The following is a 19,433-nucleotide window of genomic DNA, read 5'->3' as shown; positions in this document are numbered from 1 at the left end:
AAACGTGGAGATATTTGCTGGCTTGCTTTCGAACAAAATCTCCCTTACGAATAAGATAATTATCACCATCCCCGCCTCTTCATAATGATGAAAACTACTCAAAAAGCGGGGAAATATACCCTATGGATTTCAAGATGCATTGCGACGGCAAGGGAGCGAATCCCCGGGAGCATAGATAACTATGTGACTGGGGTGAGTGAGCGCAGCCAACAAAGAGGCAACTTGAAAGATGACGGGTATAAGTTCAAGTTTATTGTCCCGTTATTTACTGTGCTTAACAGACTCAACGGAAGATTCAATATACCGTTCTTCTGGACGAAAAACAGCAATCAGACGGAAAATCAAACTCATACCGATACCTACAATCGTTGCCAACGCCATACCTTTAAGTTCGGCAACACCGATATTAATTTTCGCTCCACTGACGCCAATAATAAGAATAACGGAAGTCAGAATCAGATTTTGCGCTTTATTGTAATCCACTTTGGAATCAATCAGCACCCGAATACCTGACGCGCCAATAACCCCATAGAGCAACAGCGAGACACCCCCCATAACTGGAACCGGCACGGCCTGAATTGCCGCCGCCAGTTTACCGACGCAGGAGAGCAGAATCGCCAGTATCGCAGCGCCGCCAATAACCCAAGTGCTGTAAACTTTAGTAATTGCCATGACGCCAATATTCTCGCCATAAGTCGTATTCGGCGTTGAACCAAAGAAACCGGAAATCACGGTTGATAAACCATTTGCGAACATAGAACGATGCAAACCCGGCTCTTTTAACAAATCTTTCTTCACAATATTCGCGGTTACAACTAAATGACCAACATGTTCAGCGATAACAACCAGCGCCGCAGGCAAGATCGTCATCATAGCGAACCATTCAAAACGTGGCGTATAAAAAGTCGGCAATGCAAACCAAGGCGCTTCGCGTACCGATGTCAAGTCAACTACACCCATCAGGAACGCCAACCCATAACCGACCAAAACGCCAATAAGAATCGGAATAATAGCCAGAAATCCACGGAACATGACTGAACCAAGGACAGTTACCGCCAGCGTTACCATAGAAATGGTCAATGTTGTCGGATCAACATCGGCGCCTTCCGCTGGACGCAAACCCGCCATATCAGCCGCAACACCAGCAAGCTCCAGACCGATAACAGCAATAATCGCCCCCATTGCCGCAGGTGGAAACATCACATTAATCCAGCTTCGCCCTACCACCTTAACAATCAGTGAAACCAGACAAAATAGCACACCACACAGAATAAACCCTCCCAGAGCCAACTCATATCCCAGTGGCAGCAACAATAAAACCGGCGAAATAAAAGCAAAACTCGATCCCAAATACGCCGGAACCTTTCCCTTACAAATCACCAAATATAACAATGTACCGATACCGTTAAATAGCAGAATGGTCGCCGGGTTGACTTTAAATAAAATCGGCACCAATACCGTCGCACCAAACATAGCAAAAAGATGTTGGAAGCTGAGTGGAATGGTTTGTAAAAAAGGAGGCCGCTCATCTACGCCAATCGCACGACGGGTCATTTTCTTTATCCTCTTAATATTCTTGCGTTAGAACCAAAAAAAAGCCGACTCAAAAGTCGGCTAACTCATTATTTCGTACCAAATATTTTATCGCCTGCATCCCCCAGGCCGGGCACAATGTATCCCTGTTCATTGAGTCTCTCATCAATAGAAGCTGTATACAGTTCCACATCAGGATGGGCTTTTTCCAACGCAGCAATACCTTCAGGAGCAGCCACTAAAACCAGAACTTTAATTGACTGGCAGCCTGCTTTTTTCAGTAAATCAATAGTTGCAATCATAGAGCCGCCGGTTGCCAACATGGGGTCAACCACCAGCGCCATACGTTCATCAATATTGGAGGCCAGTTTCTGGAAATAAGGGACAGGTTCTAAGGTTTCTTCATTACGATAAACCCCTACGACGCTAATCCTGGCACTGGGAACATTCTCCAATACACCATCCATCATACCCAATCCTGCACGCAGAATAGGTACGACAGTTATTTTTTTACCTTTAATCTGCTCAACTGCTACCGGACCACACCAGCCATCAATAGTGACTTTTTCAGTTTCTAAATCAGAAGTTGCTTCATAAGTCAGAAGGCTTCCAACTTCTGCGGCCAGTTCACGAAAGCGTTTGGTGCTGATATCATGCGCTCGCATCAGGCCGAGTTTATGTTTAACAAGTGGGTGATTCACCTCAACGATCTTCATGGACCTCTCCTAACTGTATGTCATGTCGCCAGCAGACAAAAAAACGGCGAGATTATACCGTCTTTTAACCATAACACCACTACCAATCCGTTGATTTTCATCAAACATAGCTCTGCTTATAGAGAATTGAGATCCTAAACAAGAGTCTCGCAAACGTTTGCTTAGACTGTTAGAATTGTTACTATTCTGTCTTAATTTATCAAACGCAACCGCCTTGGGGGCTTCGAGTGACCAACAAAACCTCTCTCAGTTATAAAGATGCCGGTGTCGATATCGACGCCGGCAATGCCTTAGTCAACCGCATTAAAGGTGTTGTAAAACAGACCCGTCGCCCAGAAGTTATGGGCGGTTTAGGCGGATTTGGCGCTTTATGCGCATTACCACAAAAATACCGCGAACCCATTCTGGTTTCTGGTACCGATGGTGTCGGTACCAAGTTACGTCTGGCAATGGACCTCAAACGCCATGACACTATCGGCATTGACTTAGTTGCAATGTGCGTCAATGATCTGGTTGTGCAAGGTGCAGAACCCCTATTTTTCCTCGATTACTATGCAACCGGGAAACTGGATGTTGATACTGCTGCCAGCGTTATCACCGGTATCGCAGAAGGCTGTCAATTATCCGGCTGTGCTCTGGTTGGTGGTGAAACCGCAGAAATGCCGGGGATGTACCACGGTGAAGATTATGATGTTGCCGGCTTCTGCGTCGGCGTGGTTGAAAAATCAGAAATCATCGATGGCAGTAAAGTTCAGGCGGGTGACGCCTTGATTGCCCTAGCCGCCAGTGGTCCTCACTCAAACGGCTATTCTCTGATACGCAAAATCCTGGCCGTCAGCAACACCGATCCAGAAACAACAGAGCTTGAAGGAAAATCACTGGCGGATCACCTACTCGCCCCGACAAAAATTTATGTGAAATCCCTTTTATCCCTGATTGAACAGGTTGATGTTCACGCTATCGCTCATCTAACTGGTGGCGGTTTCTGGGAAAATATTCCTCGGGTTCTGCCTGAAAATACTCAGGCGCAGATTAACGAATCCAGTTGGCAATGGCCGGCCATATTTAACTGGCTGCAACAGGCTGGCAACGTTAGCCGTCATGAAATGTACCGGACATTCAACTGTGGTGTCGGGATGGTGATTGCATTACCGCCAACAGCCGTTGAACAAGCGATTGAATTACTCACTGCCGCCGGAGAGAAAGCCTGGCATATCGGCACTATCGCGACACTGAAAGAAGGTGAACAACAGGTCATTATTCAATGAAAAATATCGTTGTCCTCATCTCTGGCAGCGGCAGCAATCTCCAGGCGGTGATTGATGCCTGCCAACATAACAGAATCAATGGGCAGGTTTGCGCGGTATTTAGTAATACAGCAAATGCTTACGGTCTGTTACGCGCTAAACAGGCGGACATTCCCGCCCATGCCATTAGCCCGAAAAACTATGCAGATCGTCAGGCTTATGATGAAGCGTTGAAGCATGCCATTGATCAGTATCAGCCAGATTTGGTGGTCCTCGCAGGTTATATGCGTATCCTGACGCCAGATTTTGTACAACACTATCTTGGCCGCTTGTTAAACATTCATCCTTCTCTGTTACCCAAATATCCTGGCCTGCATACTCACCGCAAAGCGATAGAAAATGGTGATACAGAACACGGCACTTCCGTCCATTTTGTAACAGAAGAATTGGATGGCGGCCCGGTGATCCTGCAAGCTAAAGTTCCTATTTTTGCCGATGATCAGGAAAGTGAGGTTGTTAAACGGGTTCAGACCCAGGAACACGATATCTATCCGTTAGTTATCAACTGGTTTGTCGAAGGGCGCCTAAGTATGGTTAATGGCAAAGCGTATCTGGATGGGAAGATTCTCCCTCCAGAAGGCTATGCCTCAGAATAATCTATTTATTAACGGCTAATTACAGTGCTGTGGTAACATACCCGGCACTGCGAACTATTATTAATTATGTTCCTTTTTTATTAAAAACACTGAGGTGCCAAATGTCTGGTGGTTCTCATACTCCACCTGTTAGGTTACGTCCCCTTGAACGGGAAGATCTCCCTTTTGTCCATCAATTAAATAACAATGCCAGTGTTATGCGTTACTGGTTCGAAGAACCTTACGAAGCTTTCGTTGAACTATGCGATCTGTATGGCAAACATATTCACGACCAGAACGAACGCCGGTTTATTATCGAAAGTGCTGACGCTAAAGTTGGTTTAGTTGAATTAGTCGAAATCGACTATATCCACCGCCGGTCAGAATTTCAGATTATTATCGATCCCGCCTATCAGGGCCAAGGTCATGCAACCAAAGCAGCAAAACTGGCAATGGAATATGCATTTTCCGTACTTAACCTGTATAAACTCTACCTGATTGTTGATAAAGAGAACGCCAAGGCCATTCATATCTATAATAAGCTAGGTTTCTACACTGAAGGCGAATTAATAGACGAATTCTTTATTAATGGTAGTTACCGCACAGCCATTCGCATGTGCATTTTCCAACATCAATATTTTGCCTCCAAGCAAGATGAAAAAATGAGTCAGCAATTACAGACAAGAATATAGCGACAAACGACACCCCGTCGTATTCAAAGTTTTAATACTTTTACCTCAACACCTGGAGTAACAATGTCCCAAGACAGGCTCTATACCGAGAAAGAACTTAGTTGGTTATCATTCAACGAACGTGTGCTTCAAGAAGCAGCGGATAAGAGCAATCCATTAATAGAACGGATGCGGTTCCTTGGTATTTACTCCAATAATCTGGATGAATTTTACAAAGTCCGTTTTGCTGATGTAAAACGGCGGATATTAATTAATGAAGAACGAGGATCAGCCGCCAGCGCTCGGAATGTATTGAAAAAAATTCAAGCTAAAGTGGCTAAAACCGACCAAGAATTTGATGTACTCTATAATGAATTGCTACTAGAAATAGCTCGTAATCAAATTTTTCTCATCAATGAACGACAAATTTCACCAAATCAACAAATCTGGTTACGCCAATATTTTCGTCAACATCTGCGGCCGCACACGACGCCAATCCTGATCAATCCAGAAACCAACCTGGTTGAATTTCTGAAAGATGACTACACTTATCTGGCAGTTGAAATTGTCCACGGCCAGAATATCCAATATGCGCTATTGGAAATTCCGTCAGATAAGGTGCCACGTTTTGTTAACTTGCCGCCTGAAATGCCACACCGCCGCAAATCAATGATCCTGCTAGACAATATTATGCGTTATTGTCTTGATGAAATTTTCAAAGGCTTTTTCGATTATGATTCACTGAACGCCTATTCAATGAAAATGACCCGTGATTCTGAATATGATTTAGCAACCGAGATGGAATCAAGCTTGCTCGAACTCATGTCATCTACATTGAAACAACGGCTGACAGCGGAACCAGTAAGATTCGTTTATCAGCGAGAAATGCCAGATGAAATGGTGGAATTACTGCGTAGCAAACTTGGCTTGTCAAACGATGACTCGGTGATTTCCGGCGGACGCTATCACAATTTTAAAGATTTCATTAAATTCCCCAATGAGGGGAAGAGAAATCTACTCAATAAACCTCTGCCGAGATTACGACACACCTGGTTTGATAATTTCCGCAATGGTTTTGATGCGATTCGTGAACAAGATGTACTGCTCTACTATCCCTATCACACCTTTGAACATGTACTGGAATTATTACGTCAGGCTTCTTTCGATCCCAATGTACTTTCCATCAAGATCAACATTTATCGGGTAGCAAAAGATTCCCGCATTATTGATTCCATGATCCATGCAGCCCATAACGGTAAAAAAGTGACCGTTGTGGTTGAATTACAGGCCCGATTTGATGAAGAAGCCAATATTCATTGGGCCAAACGGCTAACCGAAGCAGGTGTACATGTCATTTTCTCCGCACCGGGACTAAAAATTCACGCAAAATTGTTCTTTATTTCCCGTCGGGAAGGTGAAGAAATTGTTCGCTATGCCCACATTGGTACCGGTAATTTTAATGAAAAAACAGCTCGCCTCTACACCGACTACTCCTTGCTGACAGCCAATCCGCAAATTACTAACGAAGTGCGCCGAGTATTCAACTTCATTGAAAATCCTTACCGTCCGGTTAAATTTGAAAACCTGATGGTTTCGCCGCAAAATTCCCGCGCGATGCTCAACCAGCTTATTTCACAGGAAATCGCCAACGCTAGAGCAAATAAGCCCGCAGGCATCACGTTAAAGATTAATAATCTGGTTGATAAAGAGCTGGTGGACCGCTTATACGACGCTTCAGAAGCGGGGGTAAAAATACGTCTACTGATACGCGGTATGTGTTCGCTAGTGCCCAATCAACCAGGATTTAGCGAAAATATTCAGATCACCAGTATCGTTGACCGTTTCCTCGAACATGATCGAGTTTACGTATTCACTAATGACGGAGATGAAAAAGTCTTTCTCTCATCTGCCGATTGGATGACCCGTAATATCGATTACCGAATTGAAGTTGCGGTTTGCTTACTTGATCCACAATTAAAACAACGGGTACTGGATATTCTCGAATTACAATTCAATGATACGGTAAAAGCCCGTTACGTTGATAAAGAACTGAGCAATAGTTATGTGCCAAGGGGTAATAAGCGGAAAATCCGGGCACAACTGGCTATTTATGACTATATAAAAGCCCTCGAACAACCTGAACCAAGAGCTTAATTTATGCCGCTAACACACGACAAACCGACACCCAGACCAATAGAAATTGCGGCTATTGATCTGGGTTCAAACAGTTTTCATATGATTATCGCACGAATTGTTAACGGTGCATTTCAGATCCTGAGCCGTTTAAAACAACGCGTCCATCTTGCCGACGGCCTTGACCACAACAATCGATTAAGCGAAGAAGCAATGGCGCGCGGTCTGGCCTGCTTGGCCCTATTTGCTGAACGATTACAAGGCTTTCCTGCTGATAATGTTTGTCTGGTGGGCACTCACAGCTTACGTGAAGCCAGTAATGCAAAAGAATTTATCAAACGCGCTAAAGATGTTATCCCCTACCCGATTGAAATTATTTCCGGCCATGAAGAGGCCCGTCTAATCTATATGGGCGTGGAACATACGCAACCGGAAAAAGACCGTAAGCTGGTGATTGATATTGGCGGCGGCTCCACCGAACTGGTGATTGGTGAAAATTTTGAACCCTTATTGGTAGAAAGCCGCCGCATGGGATGCATTAGTTTCGCCCACCAATTTTTTCCCGATGACGAAATTAGTGCAGAAAAATTCCGCAGAGCACGGCTTGAAGCCGCGCAAAAACTGGAGAATCTCTCATGGCAGTATCGCATCACAGGCTGGAATTCAGCGCTTGGCGCATCCGGGACAATTAAAGCGGTTTATGAAGTACTGGTCGCAATGGGGGAAAAGGACGGATTAATCACCCCTGAACGATTGGAGATGTTAGTCAAAGAAATACTCAAATTCAAAAAATTAAAAACCTTCGACTTACCTGGATTATCAGACGATCGTAAACATTTTTTTATTCCTGGCCTGGCTATCTTATGCGGTATATTCGATGCCCTGCACATAAAAACGTTACAACTCTCAGACGGTGCGCTACGTGAAGGTGTTTTGTATGAAATGGAAGGCCGTTTCCGTCATCAAGATATTCGCCAGAGAACCGCAAAAAGCTTAGCTGAACACTATAATATCGACAGAGAACAGGCCAAGCGGGTACTTAATACGACGGAAACACTTTACAAACAGTGGGCAATGCAGAACCCCAAACTGGTTCAACCTCAACTCGAAGCGATTTTACACTGGGCAGCAATGCTACATGAAGTTGGATTAAGTATTAACTTAAGCGGATTACAACGACACTCTGCCTATATTCTGCAAAACACCAATTTACCAGGCTTTAATCAGGAACAACAATTACTACTGGCAACCTTGGTTCGCTGTCATCGTAAAACAATAAAACTGGATGATTTGCCAAGATTCAATTTATTCAAGAAAAAACAGTATCTGCCATTAATTCAAATCCTACGTTTGGCAACGTTACTCAATAATCAACGCCAATCCACAACCACGCCTGAATCACTCAGACTGGTTACTGATGATAGTCATTGGGCACTCTATCTGCCTCACAATTATTTATCAGAAAACACCCTGATGCAGCTTGATCTGGAAAAAGAGCAAGGTTACTGGCATAACGTTACGGGTTGGCAATTAGAAATAGCCGAGGAATCAATATAACGATTTCAGACCATGAAAAAAAGAAGCGATCTCAGATAACTAAACTAGTTTTACTTATTAGCTTTTTGATTTTATCTGGCCGTTTCATTTATACCCTATGGATTTCAAGATGCATCGCGACGGCAAGGAAGCGAATCCCCGGGAGCACAGCGAACTATGTGACCGGGGTGAGTGAGCGCAGCCAATAAAGAAGCAACTTGAAAGATAACGGGTATATTCATCCATAGCGGCATTAGAGCATCATCAACAAAACAAACAAGACATAATAGAGAAAAGTGAAAATCATCAAATGAAATAATCAATGTCATTACCTCACTGTTTCCCCGAACTCTTCGGGGAAACAAACGATTATCAATGTCATAATTTCAAAAGAATGACACCCACTATTATTACCACAATGCCAATCCACTGAATTCGGCTCAACCGTTCTCTGCGAATAAAAAAGCCTAATAAGGCAGTGACTCCACTTGCCAATGAACTCAAAACGGTAACAACGGCAACATGTCCCGTTGCAGAACCGTAAGCTAATGAAGCAAACCCGATCAAACTAAAGAAACTAATTGAAAAAACCAGAGCGATAATTGAAATCGGCGGTAATGATAAATTCCCTTTTTTTAACAATGTGAGGAACAAAACAACCACAGCAGTTAAATAGTAAACCCATAATGCATTAATAACCCCCAGATCTCTAACAGCAAATTCCCCTTGCAGCCAGAAACCTAAACCAAACATCAGTGAAGATAAAAGTGCAAAGAAAATTGAGCCGGATGATTCTCGTTGTCCATCTTTTGATTTGGGTATACTGGTTAGACAAGCACCAACAATACACATAAATAGACTAAACAGAACCAAAGCGGTCATTGGTTTCCCATTTATCAGTGACAAAATCGTGGTAACGGCGCCATAAAGCGAAACAATCGGCGCGACAATCGAAGCTTTGCCGATCGATAATGCTTTAAGCAGAAACACCATTGCCATTAAATTGCAAACCGAAGCAACAACACAAATGGTCAATTGAAAAAAGCTTGCATTAACAAACGACATCTCAAAATAAAAAAACAGCAACAATGATAAAACAAAAAAACCAAATAGCTGACTATAGAATAAAGACTTAGCAACGCCGATTTTTCTTGCCACTTGCCCTGCCAAAAAATCAGTACTTCCCCAGCATAATGCTGAAATCAATCCCATCAGAATAGCCATAATGATAATCTCTTATTAATTTGTTTTTAACTGTACGCTATTAGCAATACATGTAGCATTTTCCATCGCTTCCTCGCAGCTATTACCATAAGCCAGAACATAACCGACAATAGAACCAAAATTTTTATTTTTCGATGAACTTTTACTTTTGGATAAACTTCTACTTTTGGATAAAATAGTAAAAGGTGTTTTTTTAAACCCTGCGGAGATGAAATAAGGGATATCAGCATCTATCCTGATATCATTAACAATTCCCTCACCACGATAAAAAATAAATGCATCAGCGACAAATGGATAAACTTTTTCCGATTCTGGCGATATAAAACTTTCGATACCACAAACAAAGTCTACCAAGTATTTGACCATATTAATCCCAGTGGTCATGAGGACCTGTTGAGCCGCTCTGGCGCCCGCTATGCGCAAATTAATTTCAACTAATACAGGCCCACGAGAGGTATAAATAAATTCTACATTTATTACGCCACCCCGTAATCCCAAAACGGTTACCCACTCTTTAACAAGCTTACAAGCCATTGTAAATTCAAATTCAGACAACTCAGCAGGATGAGATAAACCTGTCATACACAAGCTATCATCAGGAGAAACAAAAATTCTATTGATACCAATTAAATGCCATTCATCATGACTATAAACCAATTCAGCCCCATAAAAATTTCCTTGCAGGAATTCCTCTATCAAGAACTCCTCATTGACTTCTCCAAGCATTGATATTGAGCCATTAGATGAAATTTCCGCAATCACATGGTGGTAATCATCTAAAGATTTACAAAGTGATACCCCATAAGCCCCCGCATCACGAAGTGGCTTAATAACAAACGGAAAAGGAACTTTAGGATTTTCTGGCATATTATTATAAGCAAAAACCTCGTAGGCAGGTTGTTCATAACCATGTTGTGCCAGGATATCCCTAACATTCTTCTTACTAAATGCATTCCTCAAACCCTCTATATCCGAGTGAGGTAAACCAAATTCCAACGCCACTTCAGACGCCACAATCATAAAATCATCATAACAGCCCAAGATCGCAGCAATAGCAATGCCGTTATCTTTAATTAAATTAATGATATCTGTACTACTTCTCGTATCTAAATAATAAATATTATCAAATAATTCCTTCTTCAAATCATCATATAATCCCTTATTCATTGATTCCATTGACGTAAATAATACAGGAGAAAATCCTAAACTTCTAATATAATCAATCGCTAAACATTCAACCGGTCTTGCTTCAATAAAAATAAAAACGCCCATATCTCCCCCATCATCAGTTAACAATTATTACTCTATACTCATTTTATTTACTCTTTAAATCATCTATTTTTATTAATAAATAAAACCTACATCAAAATTAAGATAACCTAATCATCATGTATAGTTCCAACTAAGGTGACTTTCAAATACAAAAACAATCAGAATACAACCAGACTTAGTCCTTTAATACATAACTAATTCAATAATAATAGAAATCTTTTCATAAAAAATAATTTTTCCACCCAGAGAAAATATTTATTCATTTTTAAAATAAAAAAATAAACAATTATTCTATTTTAATAATTAATTTTATTTGACATATCAGACTTTATATACTTTTATTAATACTGCATTGATTTACGGATATTTTTTAGTTAACGGAATAAATTGTTTAAATTAATTTATTGTTCCCAAATCTTCTTCTTATATATTTTCATTTATAGGAGTATTTATGTCATCTCATGAAATTAGAAAAACAGTATTCAGCCCCTCTCCGTGGGAAAATAAAATGGGGTATTCGAGAGGAAAAAGAGTTGGCAATCAGATCTTTATTGCAGGATGTGTCGCTTCAGACGGTGATGGAAATGTTATGGGAGAAAATGCTTACGAGCAAACTCTATTTATCATAGAAAAAATTGAGAAATATTTAAAAGAGCTTGGTGCAGAACTGACTGATGTTGTCAGCACAGTAACACATTTAACAGATTTCCAACATTTCGATGATTACTGTCGAGCATTTAATGAAAAATTTGGCGATATACGTCCAGTCAATACCACCATTGCAGTTAAATCAATGGTGAAGACAGAACATTACGTTGAAATTACGACTATTGCTATTGATAGCAAATAGTTAAATTAAAGAATAATACCAATGGTAATTGATCTACTGGAGGCTTGGCATGAACAAAATTAGCGTGCTCCCCGGTTCCAATCTTAATGGGGAAATAGTCATACCATCATCTAAGCCTCATATCCAAAGAGCGCTACTATTAGCATTGTTGAATGAAGAAACAACAACCATAAATAACATATCGTGGTGTACCGAAACAGAGGATCTGCTTATCGCGTTACAACAGTTTGGATTGAAAATTCAGGATCGAGGTGAAAATCATATTATATTGAAAGGAACACATCCAATATATCATTGCAATGGGATTATTAATGCTAATGGCTCTGGTATGTTGTTTAGAATCAGTGTCGCTTTAGCGTCACTGACAGAAAAAGAAGTTTATATAAAATGCAATGATTCACTGTTTAACAGAGAAAGCCTGTATGATGAATCATTTTTTTCATACCTGAATGTCTTTGCGGAAAAGCGAGAAGAAAATATCGTCATCGTTTCCAGAAGAATATATCCGTCACAGTCACCATTAAACTTCAATAAGAGTACGCAATTCCTGTCATTCTCTCTTCTTGTTTCGCCATTTATTAAAGGGAAAAGTATTATCATTAACAATAACGGCGAAACTAAGAATGGATATGTCGATATAACAATTAAAATGATGGCGTTACTGGGAAGTAAAATCACCCAAATAGGCAGCACATTTATTTCAACTGAATATCAATCAAAGGATATTACTATCAACATCCCTTCGGATTTTACATCACTAAGCTACATCGCTTCGTCAATATTAAGTATTAATCGACCAAGTAAAGTCACCATAAAAAGTTATTATCTGGGTAATACCATTAACGAAAAAGTATTATTTGACATATATAAAAAATTTGGCATGAATTTAATCTACAATCCAATTAAGAATAATCTTAATATCATCTTAAAAGAGGAACATAACACTATTACAGATGAAATCCATTTAAATGAACTCCCTTCGGTTGCCACTAATATTATCGCGGCAGCGATTAATGGCAATGAAGATATCACATTTTCCGGTCTTAATGCTATAAACAATCATAAATGTCAACGAGCATTTATTATCAACGAAAATATACGCATGATGGGAGGAAAAAGTTATTTAATTTTTAATGATACTGGCGCTTTCAACAAAATAAGGATTAACGGTAACGGGCCATTAAAAGGCGGCGTTGAAATATTCAGTTATTATGATCATCGAATTTGCGCATCTAATATTATTGCATCACTAGGGGCAAGAGAACCAACAACCATTAATCATATACATAAACTAGATGATGGTTTTCCTGGATTTATTCAATCCTTAAGCTCTCTCGGGGCTAGAATAAGTTAGCTAACAGTATAATAAGCGAGATAAAAATATGAAGTATTATGGTAATAATCATCCGCCATTTATCGAAATAAACAAAACCAAATCACTAAATGGTTCAATAACTTTACCTGCCTCAAAAAGCTCTTCAACTCGCGCCATTCTGACTGCATCATTAACGGAAGGTACAAGTAAAATAAATAACATGGCATCAGGGAACAATACAACAGCAATGAAATTAAACTGTTCCCATTTAGGAGCATCATTTAATAGTGATATTACAGGGACAATCGTAGCAGGCATAGATGTCAGAAAAATTGATAAAAAAATCATCTTTAACCCTGGTAATTCTGGCGTTGTATTACGGCTATTAATGGGTGTATCCGGTTATTTGCCTGATACTGAATTTATTACAGAATATAGTCACTCGTTAGGTACGCGATCACAATCAGAAATGGTCAATGCACTAAAATTACTCAATATTCAGTGCACCGCAGTTGGGCCTGATTCACTTTTACCAATAAGCATGAAATCAGATAGAAACATCGGTAGTTACACTGAAATTTCATGCAGAAAAAGCTCTCAATTCCTGAGTGGACTACTTTATTTAGGTGCTATTAGTGAACGAGATCTGCAAATAAAAGTCACCGATACCATTACCGCGCCATCGATGGTTCACACGACAATTAATAATTTACGCAAAGCCGGCATTAATATTGAGCATGACGATAAATTCCGCAATTTCTTTACGACAGGAAAGAGTCGATTTATCCCATCAGAATTTAGCGTCGGCGCTGATCCAGCCAGCACGGCAGCGATCGTTGCACTTTGCGCCTCACTGAATTCTGACGTCACCCTAAACGGTTTCTTTGAGGAAGAATTAGGTAATGGCGCGGTAGTGGACTATTTAATTAACAGCGGAACGAAAATCAGCTTTACCAGAGAAGATTGTCTCAATATTCGCTCTGGCGGCACCCTAAAAGCGCAGGATTTCGATGGTTCATTAGCACCAGATGCTGTACCTGCACTTGCTGCATTAGCTGCGTTTGCCGACGGTAAAAGCGTTTTCTATAACATTGAACATATCCGCTATAAAGAATCAGACAGAATTTCTGATTTCCGGCGGGAGTTAGACAAAATAGGGGTTAGATCCGAAGAGAAGCTAGACCAATTAATTATTTATGGCAACCCATATGGATATAAAGGCGGTGTTATTGTTGATGGTCATTACGATCATGGATTAATCATGGCGCTCACAACCATAGGTTTACATTGTGATGAACCACTCATTATTAGTGAGCCATATCATGTTGGTCAAACCTATCCAGAGTATTTCGCCGAAATATCCACATTAGGCGCCGATGTGAATGAATTAAAATATTCTGGCCCTATACCAGAAGACGTTTAAACATCATTGATAACTCTTAACCAAAGGAATTCACTATGTGTGGAATTGGTGGTATTTTTAATACAGAAAACAGGCTTATTAATGATATTGAAAATAAGCTACAGATTATAATGTCAAAAATAGCGCATCGAGGTGATGCATCTCGGTTTAATGAGAAGGTTGTCAGAAATAATTTTGCAATCGCAACCAACAGACTTGCCATTGTCGAACGTGATTCAGCCTATCAACCCATATCAAATCAAGAACATGATCTTCATCTTGTGCTGAATGGTCAAATTTATAATTATAAGTCGCTTCGAGATGAATTAACTAAACAAGGTTATCAATTTAAAAATGGCGGTGATGCAGAAGTCGCCCTAATTGCCTATATTTGCTATGGTAAGTCATTTATTAAAAAATTAGATGGCATGTTTAGTTTTATTCTATTTGATAATAAGAATAATAAATTCTTATTAGGAAGAGATCATGTCGGAATAAAGCCACTCTATTACACCCAAAAAGAGGGTAACTGGTATGTGGCGTCAGAAATAAAATCATTAATCGAATTTAACTCAGAAATTATACCCGTTGAACCCGGTTCAATTTTCGACGGCTTTACCAGTGAGAAATATATTAGCTACGACACCAATATTTCTGCAAGCAATGACAATTTCGAACAGGCAAAAGAAAAAGTCTATTCACTGTTAGATAATGCAGTTAGAAAGCGGGTTGACACAGATTTGCCCATATCAATTATGTTTAGCGGCGGCATAGACAGCACCATCGTGCTGTATCTTGCACACAAATATCACCACGATGTTACAGCAATTTCATTTGGGTTACCCGGCTCAAAAGACATTGAAATTGCCCAAAGATATTGCTCTGAGAATAAGATAAAACACATTATATATACGTTTACTCAAGAAGAATTAATCAATAATATCCAAGATGCTATCTATTATGGTGAATTTTTCGAACAAATCGATGCCATTGATTCGAATATTGCTCATTTTGGCTATTATATTGCTAACCGCCTTGGCTTTAAAATTGCTTTATGTGGAGAAGGTAGTGATGAAATTTTTGCTGGCTACGATTTATTTAAGACCTACCCAGCCCCCCATCAACTCTCCTTATATCGATTAAATAACCTTCATAGAACTGATTTACAAAGAGTTGATCGAGCAAGCATGAGAAATACTGTTGAAGCAAGGGTTCCCTTTATGGATTCAGCACTGGTTCCTTACGTTTTAAGCCTGGATTTCTCTTACAAACTCAATAATGGGGTAGAAAAACATATTTTACGTGAAGCATTCAGAGGAAAAATACCCGAATATATCATTGACAGACCAAAAATAAGAATGCCAGATGGTAGCGGTGTAAAAAATACTATCATTGATTACATTAAAGAGGCCAAATGTGATCTACCAGAGAGCATTGTTGATAAACTTAATTCTATCGGCTTAACCAATCAAAGCTCTCTCTATTTCGCTGAAAAATATCTCGCTTTTGGCTACCCACTACCAAAAGAACGTTTCAAAGAATCTGGCAAAGATTTTTCAGAATCTGGTTACTTTAATTTTATATCGTAATTTAACCATTATGTTGATTGCTGCATTGTTTATTCTGCTAACAATGCAGCCATTTGAAAATAGAATTTTTTACTTTCATCAATTAACATTAAATTGAAAATCAATATCTCTTTTTAAAAAATCATAATCAATAATTTCAACGTTCTTATTCTTTGACATAATTATCCCTTTTTCATTCAAACTCTTAATAGCTCTATTTAATTGCCTGACTGAAACACCTAAAACAGATGCTAAATCTTCCCTTTTCTCTAATACCAACACAGTTCCATTGCTTTTCGAATGATAGTAAAGAAATCGCTTTAACTTATCCTCAACAGTTAAAAATACGCTCGTTCGAAATAAAGAAGACTCAAAAAGCTTATTACTGAGTTGTTTACAAACAAATTGAAGAAATCTAGGATCTGTTAATCCAAATATCCTTACCGTCTCTAACGGAATTGATAGCAGTACTGCTCGCTCCTGAGCAAAGACAGTATTAATTATGTTATCTCCTTGGGAATGAAAAAGCTCTAAATCTCCAATAAGAAAAAGAGGATTAGCAAAGGCAAAAACAAAAAATTTTCCATTAATATTATAAAACTCAACCTTTAGTTTACCCTCAACTAAAATATAGATATGAGTAAAAATTGATGACTGGTGTGTAAGATAGGTATTTTTCTTAACTTCAACCACATCTAATTTTGGCATAAATGCTGCTGGCAGAATGCTATCAAGATGATATTTATCAACATAATCTTTCAATTTATTCTCTTTATCCCGATCCATATCTAATCCACTATGTCTTAAATTACGCCATAACTAAGTATACCCGTTATCTTTCAAGTTACCTCTTTGTTGGCTGCTTTCACTCACCCCAGTCACATAGTTATCTATGCTCCTGGGGATTCGTTCACTTGCCGCCTCGCTGCAACTCGAAATCTATTAGGTATATACCCGTTATCTTTCAAGTTACCTCTTTGTTGGCTGCACTCGCTCACCCCGGTCACATAGGGTAAAGATTACAGATTACAGATTACAGATTACAGATTACAGATTACAGATTACAGATTACAGATTACAGATTACAGATAATATATTTGATGGAAATTTCTCTCATTATGCACAAAGATAAATAGAATTTTAATTTTCACAATGGCAATCTCACTATTTCCTTTTCCAATCGGCTTTTCAGTTCATTACTACCAAAGGAAGAATATAACGCATTCAAATTTATTTCAATAAAATCATTATACTGCCAACCAAAGTATCGATTAATCTTAAAATATTCTTCACATAAGCTGATATTTGCAACTGTCCGAGTATCTGTATTAACCCCAATATTTACACCAACCTCTTTTAAAAAATTAATTGGATGGTTTTCATAGATATCATAAATATCGCAAACAATATTACATGTCGGGCAAATTTCTAAATGTATATTTCTTTCTATAAGAAGATCAATAACATCTCGATCTTCAATACTTCTGACACCATGACCTATACGAGAAATATTTAATTTATTGATAGTCTCACGCACGCTTTCAGCCCCTTTCGCTTCTCCTGCATGCGCAATCACATTACCACCATTTTCCAACACCATTCTAAACGCATTCAAATGCGCATTAAGTGGATATCTTGCCTCATCGGCAGCAAGATCAAGAGCAACAACACCGTAATTAGAATATTCATTGACAAGATATGCGGTTCTCAAACTTTGATCTTCTGAAAAATGCCGCAATGTACATAATATTAAACCTGCTGCTATACCATATTTGATTGAAGAATTTTTCATTGCCTCCAAAACAATTTCTACAATATCGCGCTCATTTAATCCTAAACGAAGATGAAGTAAAGGTGCAAATCTAATCTCAGCATAGACTACGTTATCGTCTTTCAATTGTATGAAAAGATCTTCCACAGCATCGGCTATCACATCCCTTTTTTGTAATAAATTCAATGAAGGCATGATCTTATTTAAAAAATCACCTAAATCATGGCATTTTTCAGGGGCAATATATTTCTCACAAAATGACTTATAGGTAATATCAGGAATAAGCTTTCTAACGAAATGATAACTTAACCCACAATCAAGATGCGTATGTAACTCTACCTTTCTCAGTAAATCAGGATTAAAATTCATCTTTTATCCTCCTAATATGATTAAAATTACGATAATAATGTAAATAGTTTATGCTTAAATATCTTATCCTTGATTTTGGTCACCACAGTCATATTATGGGGATGATTGAGAAGATCGGTTGAGTCAATAACTAAATGCCCATATGAACGTGCGCTTTGATATTCAACATAACCATACGCCTCTAATTTATCCTCTATCATTTCATTCGGATATAAAGCAATAGCCATTGTGATAGGATCAGGCAGATCAAATCCTTTTCTATTCGTCCTTCCTGCATTGAATTCAATCAATGTTTCATTACAGCTCACGGCAAACTGACCAAGATCACCTAAAGAATTTAATTTATCCATATCAAACTCATCAATAAAAGCCTCCTCCATACCTAACTCCCATCCACAAAATATAAGAGGCAATCCAGAATTCAATACTATATGCGCTGCTTCGGCATCAGAATAAATATTGAATTCAGCTAATGGTGTAATATTACCCGGCTTCAATCCAGAACCACCCATAATATAAATCACTTTAACAAATTTGTATAAATCCGGATCTTTTAAGACAGCCATTGCAATATTTGTCAATGGTCCCAAAGTGATTATCTCTATCTCACCAGGAAATTTTCTCACAATATCAATAATTGCATCTACTGCATGTTTATCTTCTACTATTAACGAAGACTCTGATAAATTCATATTACCCATACCCTCTTTTCCATGAATATGATATGAAGTATAGTGATCTCTAAATAATGGTTTGCTCATTCCTTCATATACTGGAGGAATATATGTTCCTGCTTTTTCAATACTGACCAACGCATTTTTTCTACATTGATCAATAGCGCAATTACCGGCAACAATAGTGATGCCTTCAATAAAAACTGAAGGCTCACGGAGCGCCATCAGTAATGCAACTGCATCATCAGAAGCCGTATCCGTATCAATAATGAAATGTCTCATAGCCTATTTCCCTTTATCATATTCCTTACATTAGTCTATAAGCTCCGCCAAAAAAAAGTCACATGACCTTTTTCCAGAATCCAGAAACAATATGCACAGAGATAAATAACCAATATGTGATTTACTTCACAATCTTCCGCTAATAAACAATTTGTAAAAATATGTCCTAAATAGTATTTATATATATAAAACATTAAGAAAAATAGCCGACTAAGATAGGCAATCACAGTTATTT

17 protein-coding genes are annotated in these 19,433 nt (G+C 38.9%); 9 read left to right on the top strand and 8 right to left on the bottom strand.

Annotated elements, in window-relative coordinates; genetic code table 11:
* Positions 1–261: 261 nt before the first annotated feature.
* Positions 262–1,554, bottom strand: coding sequence for a uracil permease (gene uraA, locus OO184_RS11470; protein WP_265379303.1), 1,293 nt, complete (start codon positions 1,552–1,554; stop codon positions 262–264).
* 68 nt (positions 1,555–1,622) lie between these two features.
* Positions 1,623–2,249 (bottom strand): uracil phosphoribosyltransferase, encoded by a 627-nt coding sequence (gene upp, locus OO184_RS11465; protein WP_265379302.1) that lies wholly within the window; start codon positions 2,247–2,249, stop codon positions 1,623–1,625.
* A 227-nt stretch (positions 2,250–2,476) separates the two neighbouring features.
* On the opposite strand from upp, the gene purM reads away from it, so the two are divergent.
* The 5 genes from purM to ppx all read left to right on the top strand — a co-directional run bounded on the left by purM (position 2,477) and on the right by ppx (position 8,492).
* Positions 2,477–3,517, top strand: a complete 1,041-nt coding sequence (purM, locus tag OO184_RS11460; RefSeq protein ID WP_265379301.1) for a phosphoribosylformylglycinamidine cyclo-ligase — start codon at positions 2,477–2,479, stop codon at positions 3,515–3,517.
* Positions 3,514–4,152 carry a phosphoribosylglycinamide formyltransferase gene (gene purN, locus OO184_RS11455; RefSeq protein ID WP_265379300.1) on the top strand — a complete coding sequence of 213 codons (639 nt, stop codon included), beginning with the start codon at positions 3,514–3,516 and terminating at the stop codon, positions 4,150–4,152. Before purM ends, purN begins: the two co-directional genes overlap by 4 nt.
* Before the next feature lie 101 nt (positions 4,153–4,253).
* Entirely contained in the window at positions 4,254–4,823 is a 570-nt protein-coding gene (gene speG / locus OO184_RS11450; protein WP_088371496.1) for a spermidine N1-acetyltransferase, read from the top strand.
* Positions 4,824–4,886: 63 nt separating this feature from the next.
* A complete protein-coding gene (gene ppk1, locus OO184_RS11445; RefSeq protein ID WP_265379299.1) occupies positions 4,887–6,956 on the top strand; it encodes a polyphosphate kinase 1 in 2,070 nt (689 codons plus the stop codon).
* Between the two features lie 3 nt (positions 6,957–6,959).
* Positions 6,960–8,492, top strand: coding sequence for an exopolyphosphatase (gene ppx / locus OO184_RS11440; RefSeq protein ID WP_265379298.1), 1,533 nt, complete (start codon positions 6,960–6,962; stop codon positions 8,490–8,492).
* A gap of 104 nt (positions 8,493–8,596) precedes the next feature.
* Here ppx and OO184_RS11435 read toward each other — a convergent pair whose 3' ends face one another.
* The 3 genes from OO184_RS11435 to OO184_RS11425 are packed head-to-tail and all read right to left on the bottom strand — an operon-like array spanning position 8,597 to position 10,991.
* Positions 8,597–8,800: a hypothetical protein gene (locus OO184_RS11435; RefSeq protein WP_265379297.1), complete on the bottom strand. Its 204-nt coding sequence runs from the start codon at positions 8,798–8,800 to the stop codon at positions 8,597–8,599.
* A 49-nt stretch (positions 8,801–8,849) separates the two neighbouring features.
* Positions 8,850–9,695, bottom strand: coding sequence for an EamA family transporter (locus tag OO184_RS11430; protein WP_265379296.1), 846 nt, complete (start codon positions 9,693–9,695; stop codon positions 8,850–8,852).
* Between the two features lie 15 nt (positions 9,696–9,710).
* Positions 9,711–10,991 carry an ATP-grasp domain-containing protein gene (locus OO184_RS11425; RefSeq protein ID WP_265379295.1) on the bottom strand — a complete coding sequence of 427 codons (1,281 nt, stop codon included), beginning with the start codon at positions 10,989–10,991 and terminating at the stop codon, positions 9,711–9,713.
* Positions 10,992–11,418: 427 nt separating this feature from the next.
* Between OO184_RS11425 and OO184_RS11420 the strand changes: the two genes are divergently transcribed.
* The 4 genes from OO184_RS11420 to OO184_RS11405 are packed head-to-tail and all read left to right on the top strand — an operon-like array spanning position 11,419 to position 16,123.
* On the top strand, positions 11,419–11,817 hold the full coding sequence (locus OO184_RS11420) for a RidA family protein (RefSeq protein WP_265379294.1): 399 nt from the start codon (positions 11,419–11,421) through the stop codon (positions 11,815–11,817).
* A 49-nt stretch (positions 11,818–11,866) separates the two neighbouring features.
* Positions 11,867–13,171 (top strand): carboxyvinyltransferase, encoded by a 1,305-nt coding sequence (locus OO184_RS11415; RefSeq protein WP_265379293.1) that lies wholly within the window; start codon positions 11,867–11,869, stop codon positions 13,169–13,171.
* A 28-nt stretch (positions 13,172–13,199) separates the two neighbouring features.
* On the top strand, positions 13,200–14,555 hold the full coding sequence (aroA, locus tag OO184_RS11410; RefSeq protein ID WP_265379292.1) for a 3-phosphoshikimate 1-carboxyvinyltransferase: 1,356 nt from the start codon (positions 13,200–13,202) through the stop codon (positions 14,553–14,555).
* Positions 14,556–14,590: 35 nt separating this feature from the next.
* A complete protein-coding gene (locus tag OO184_RS11405) occupies positions 14,591–16,123 on the top strand; it encodes an asparagine synthetase B family protein (protein WP_265379291.1) in 1,533 nt (510 codons plus the stop codon).
* A 78-nt stretch (positions 16,124–16,201) separates the two neighbouring features.
* On the opposite strand, the gene OO184_RS11400 is transcribed toward OO184_RS11405, so the two are convergent.
* The 3 genes from OO184_RS11400 to OO184_RS11390 form a co-directional block, all read right to left on the bottom strand.
* Positions 16,202–16,888 (bottom strand): Crp/Fnr family transcriptional regulator, encoded by a 687-nt coding sequence (locus OO184_RS11400; RefSeq protein ID WP_265379290.1) that lies wholly within the window; start codon positions 16,886–16,888, stop codon positions 16,202–16,204.
* A 361-nt stretch (positions 16,889–17,249) separates the two neighbouring features.
* A complete protein-coding gene (gene add / locus OO184_RS11395; protein WP_265379289.1) occupies positions 17,250–18,242 on the bottom strand; it encodes an adenosine deaminase in 993 nt (330 codons plus the stop codon).
* A gap of 26 nt (positions 18,243–18,268) precedes the next feature.
* Entirely contained in the window at positions 18,269–19,198 is a 930-nt protein-coding gene (locus OO184_RS11390; protein WP_265379288.1) for a nucleoside hydrolase, read from the bottom strand.
* Positions 19,199–19,433 lie beyond the last annotated feature (235 nt).

The sequence above is a fragment of the Photorhabdus aballayi genome (assembly GCF_026153155.1).
GTDB classification, from domain to species: Bacteria; Pseudomonadota; Gammaproteobacteria; order Enterobacterales; family Enterobacteriaceae; genus Photorhabdus; species Photorhabdus luminescens.
The sequence above is the reverse complement of the archived record's forward strand: the minus strand, read 5'-3'. Positions and strand labels throughout refer to the sequence as shown.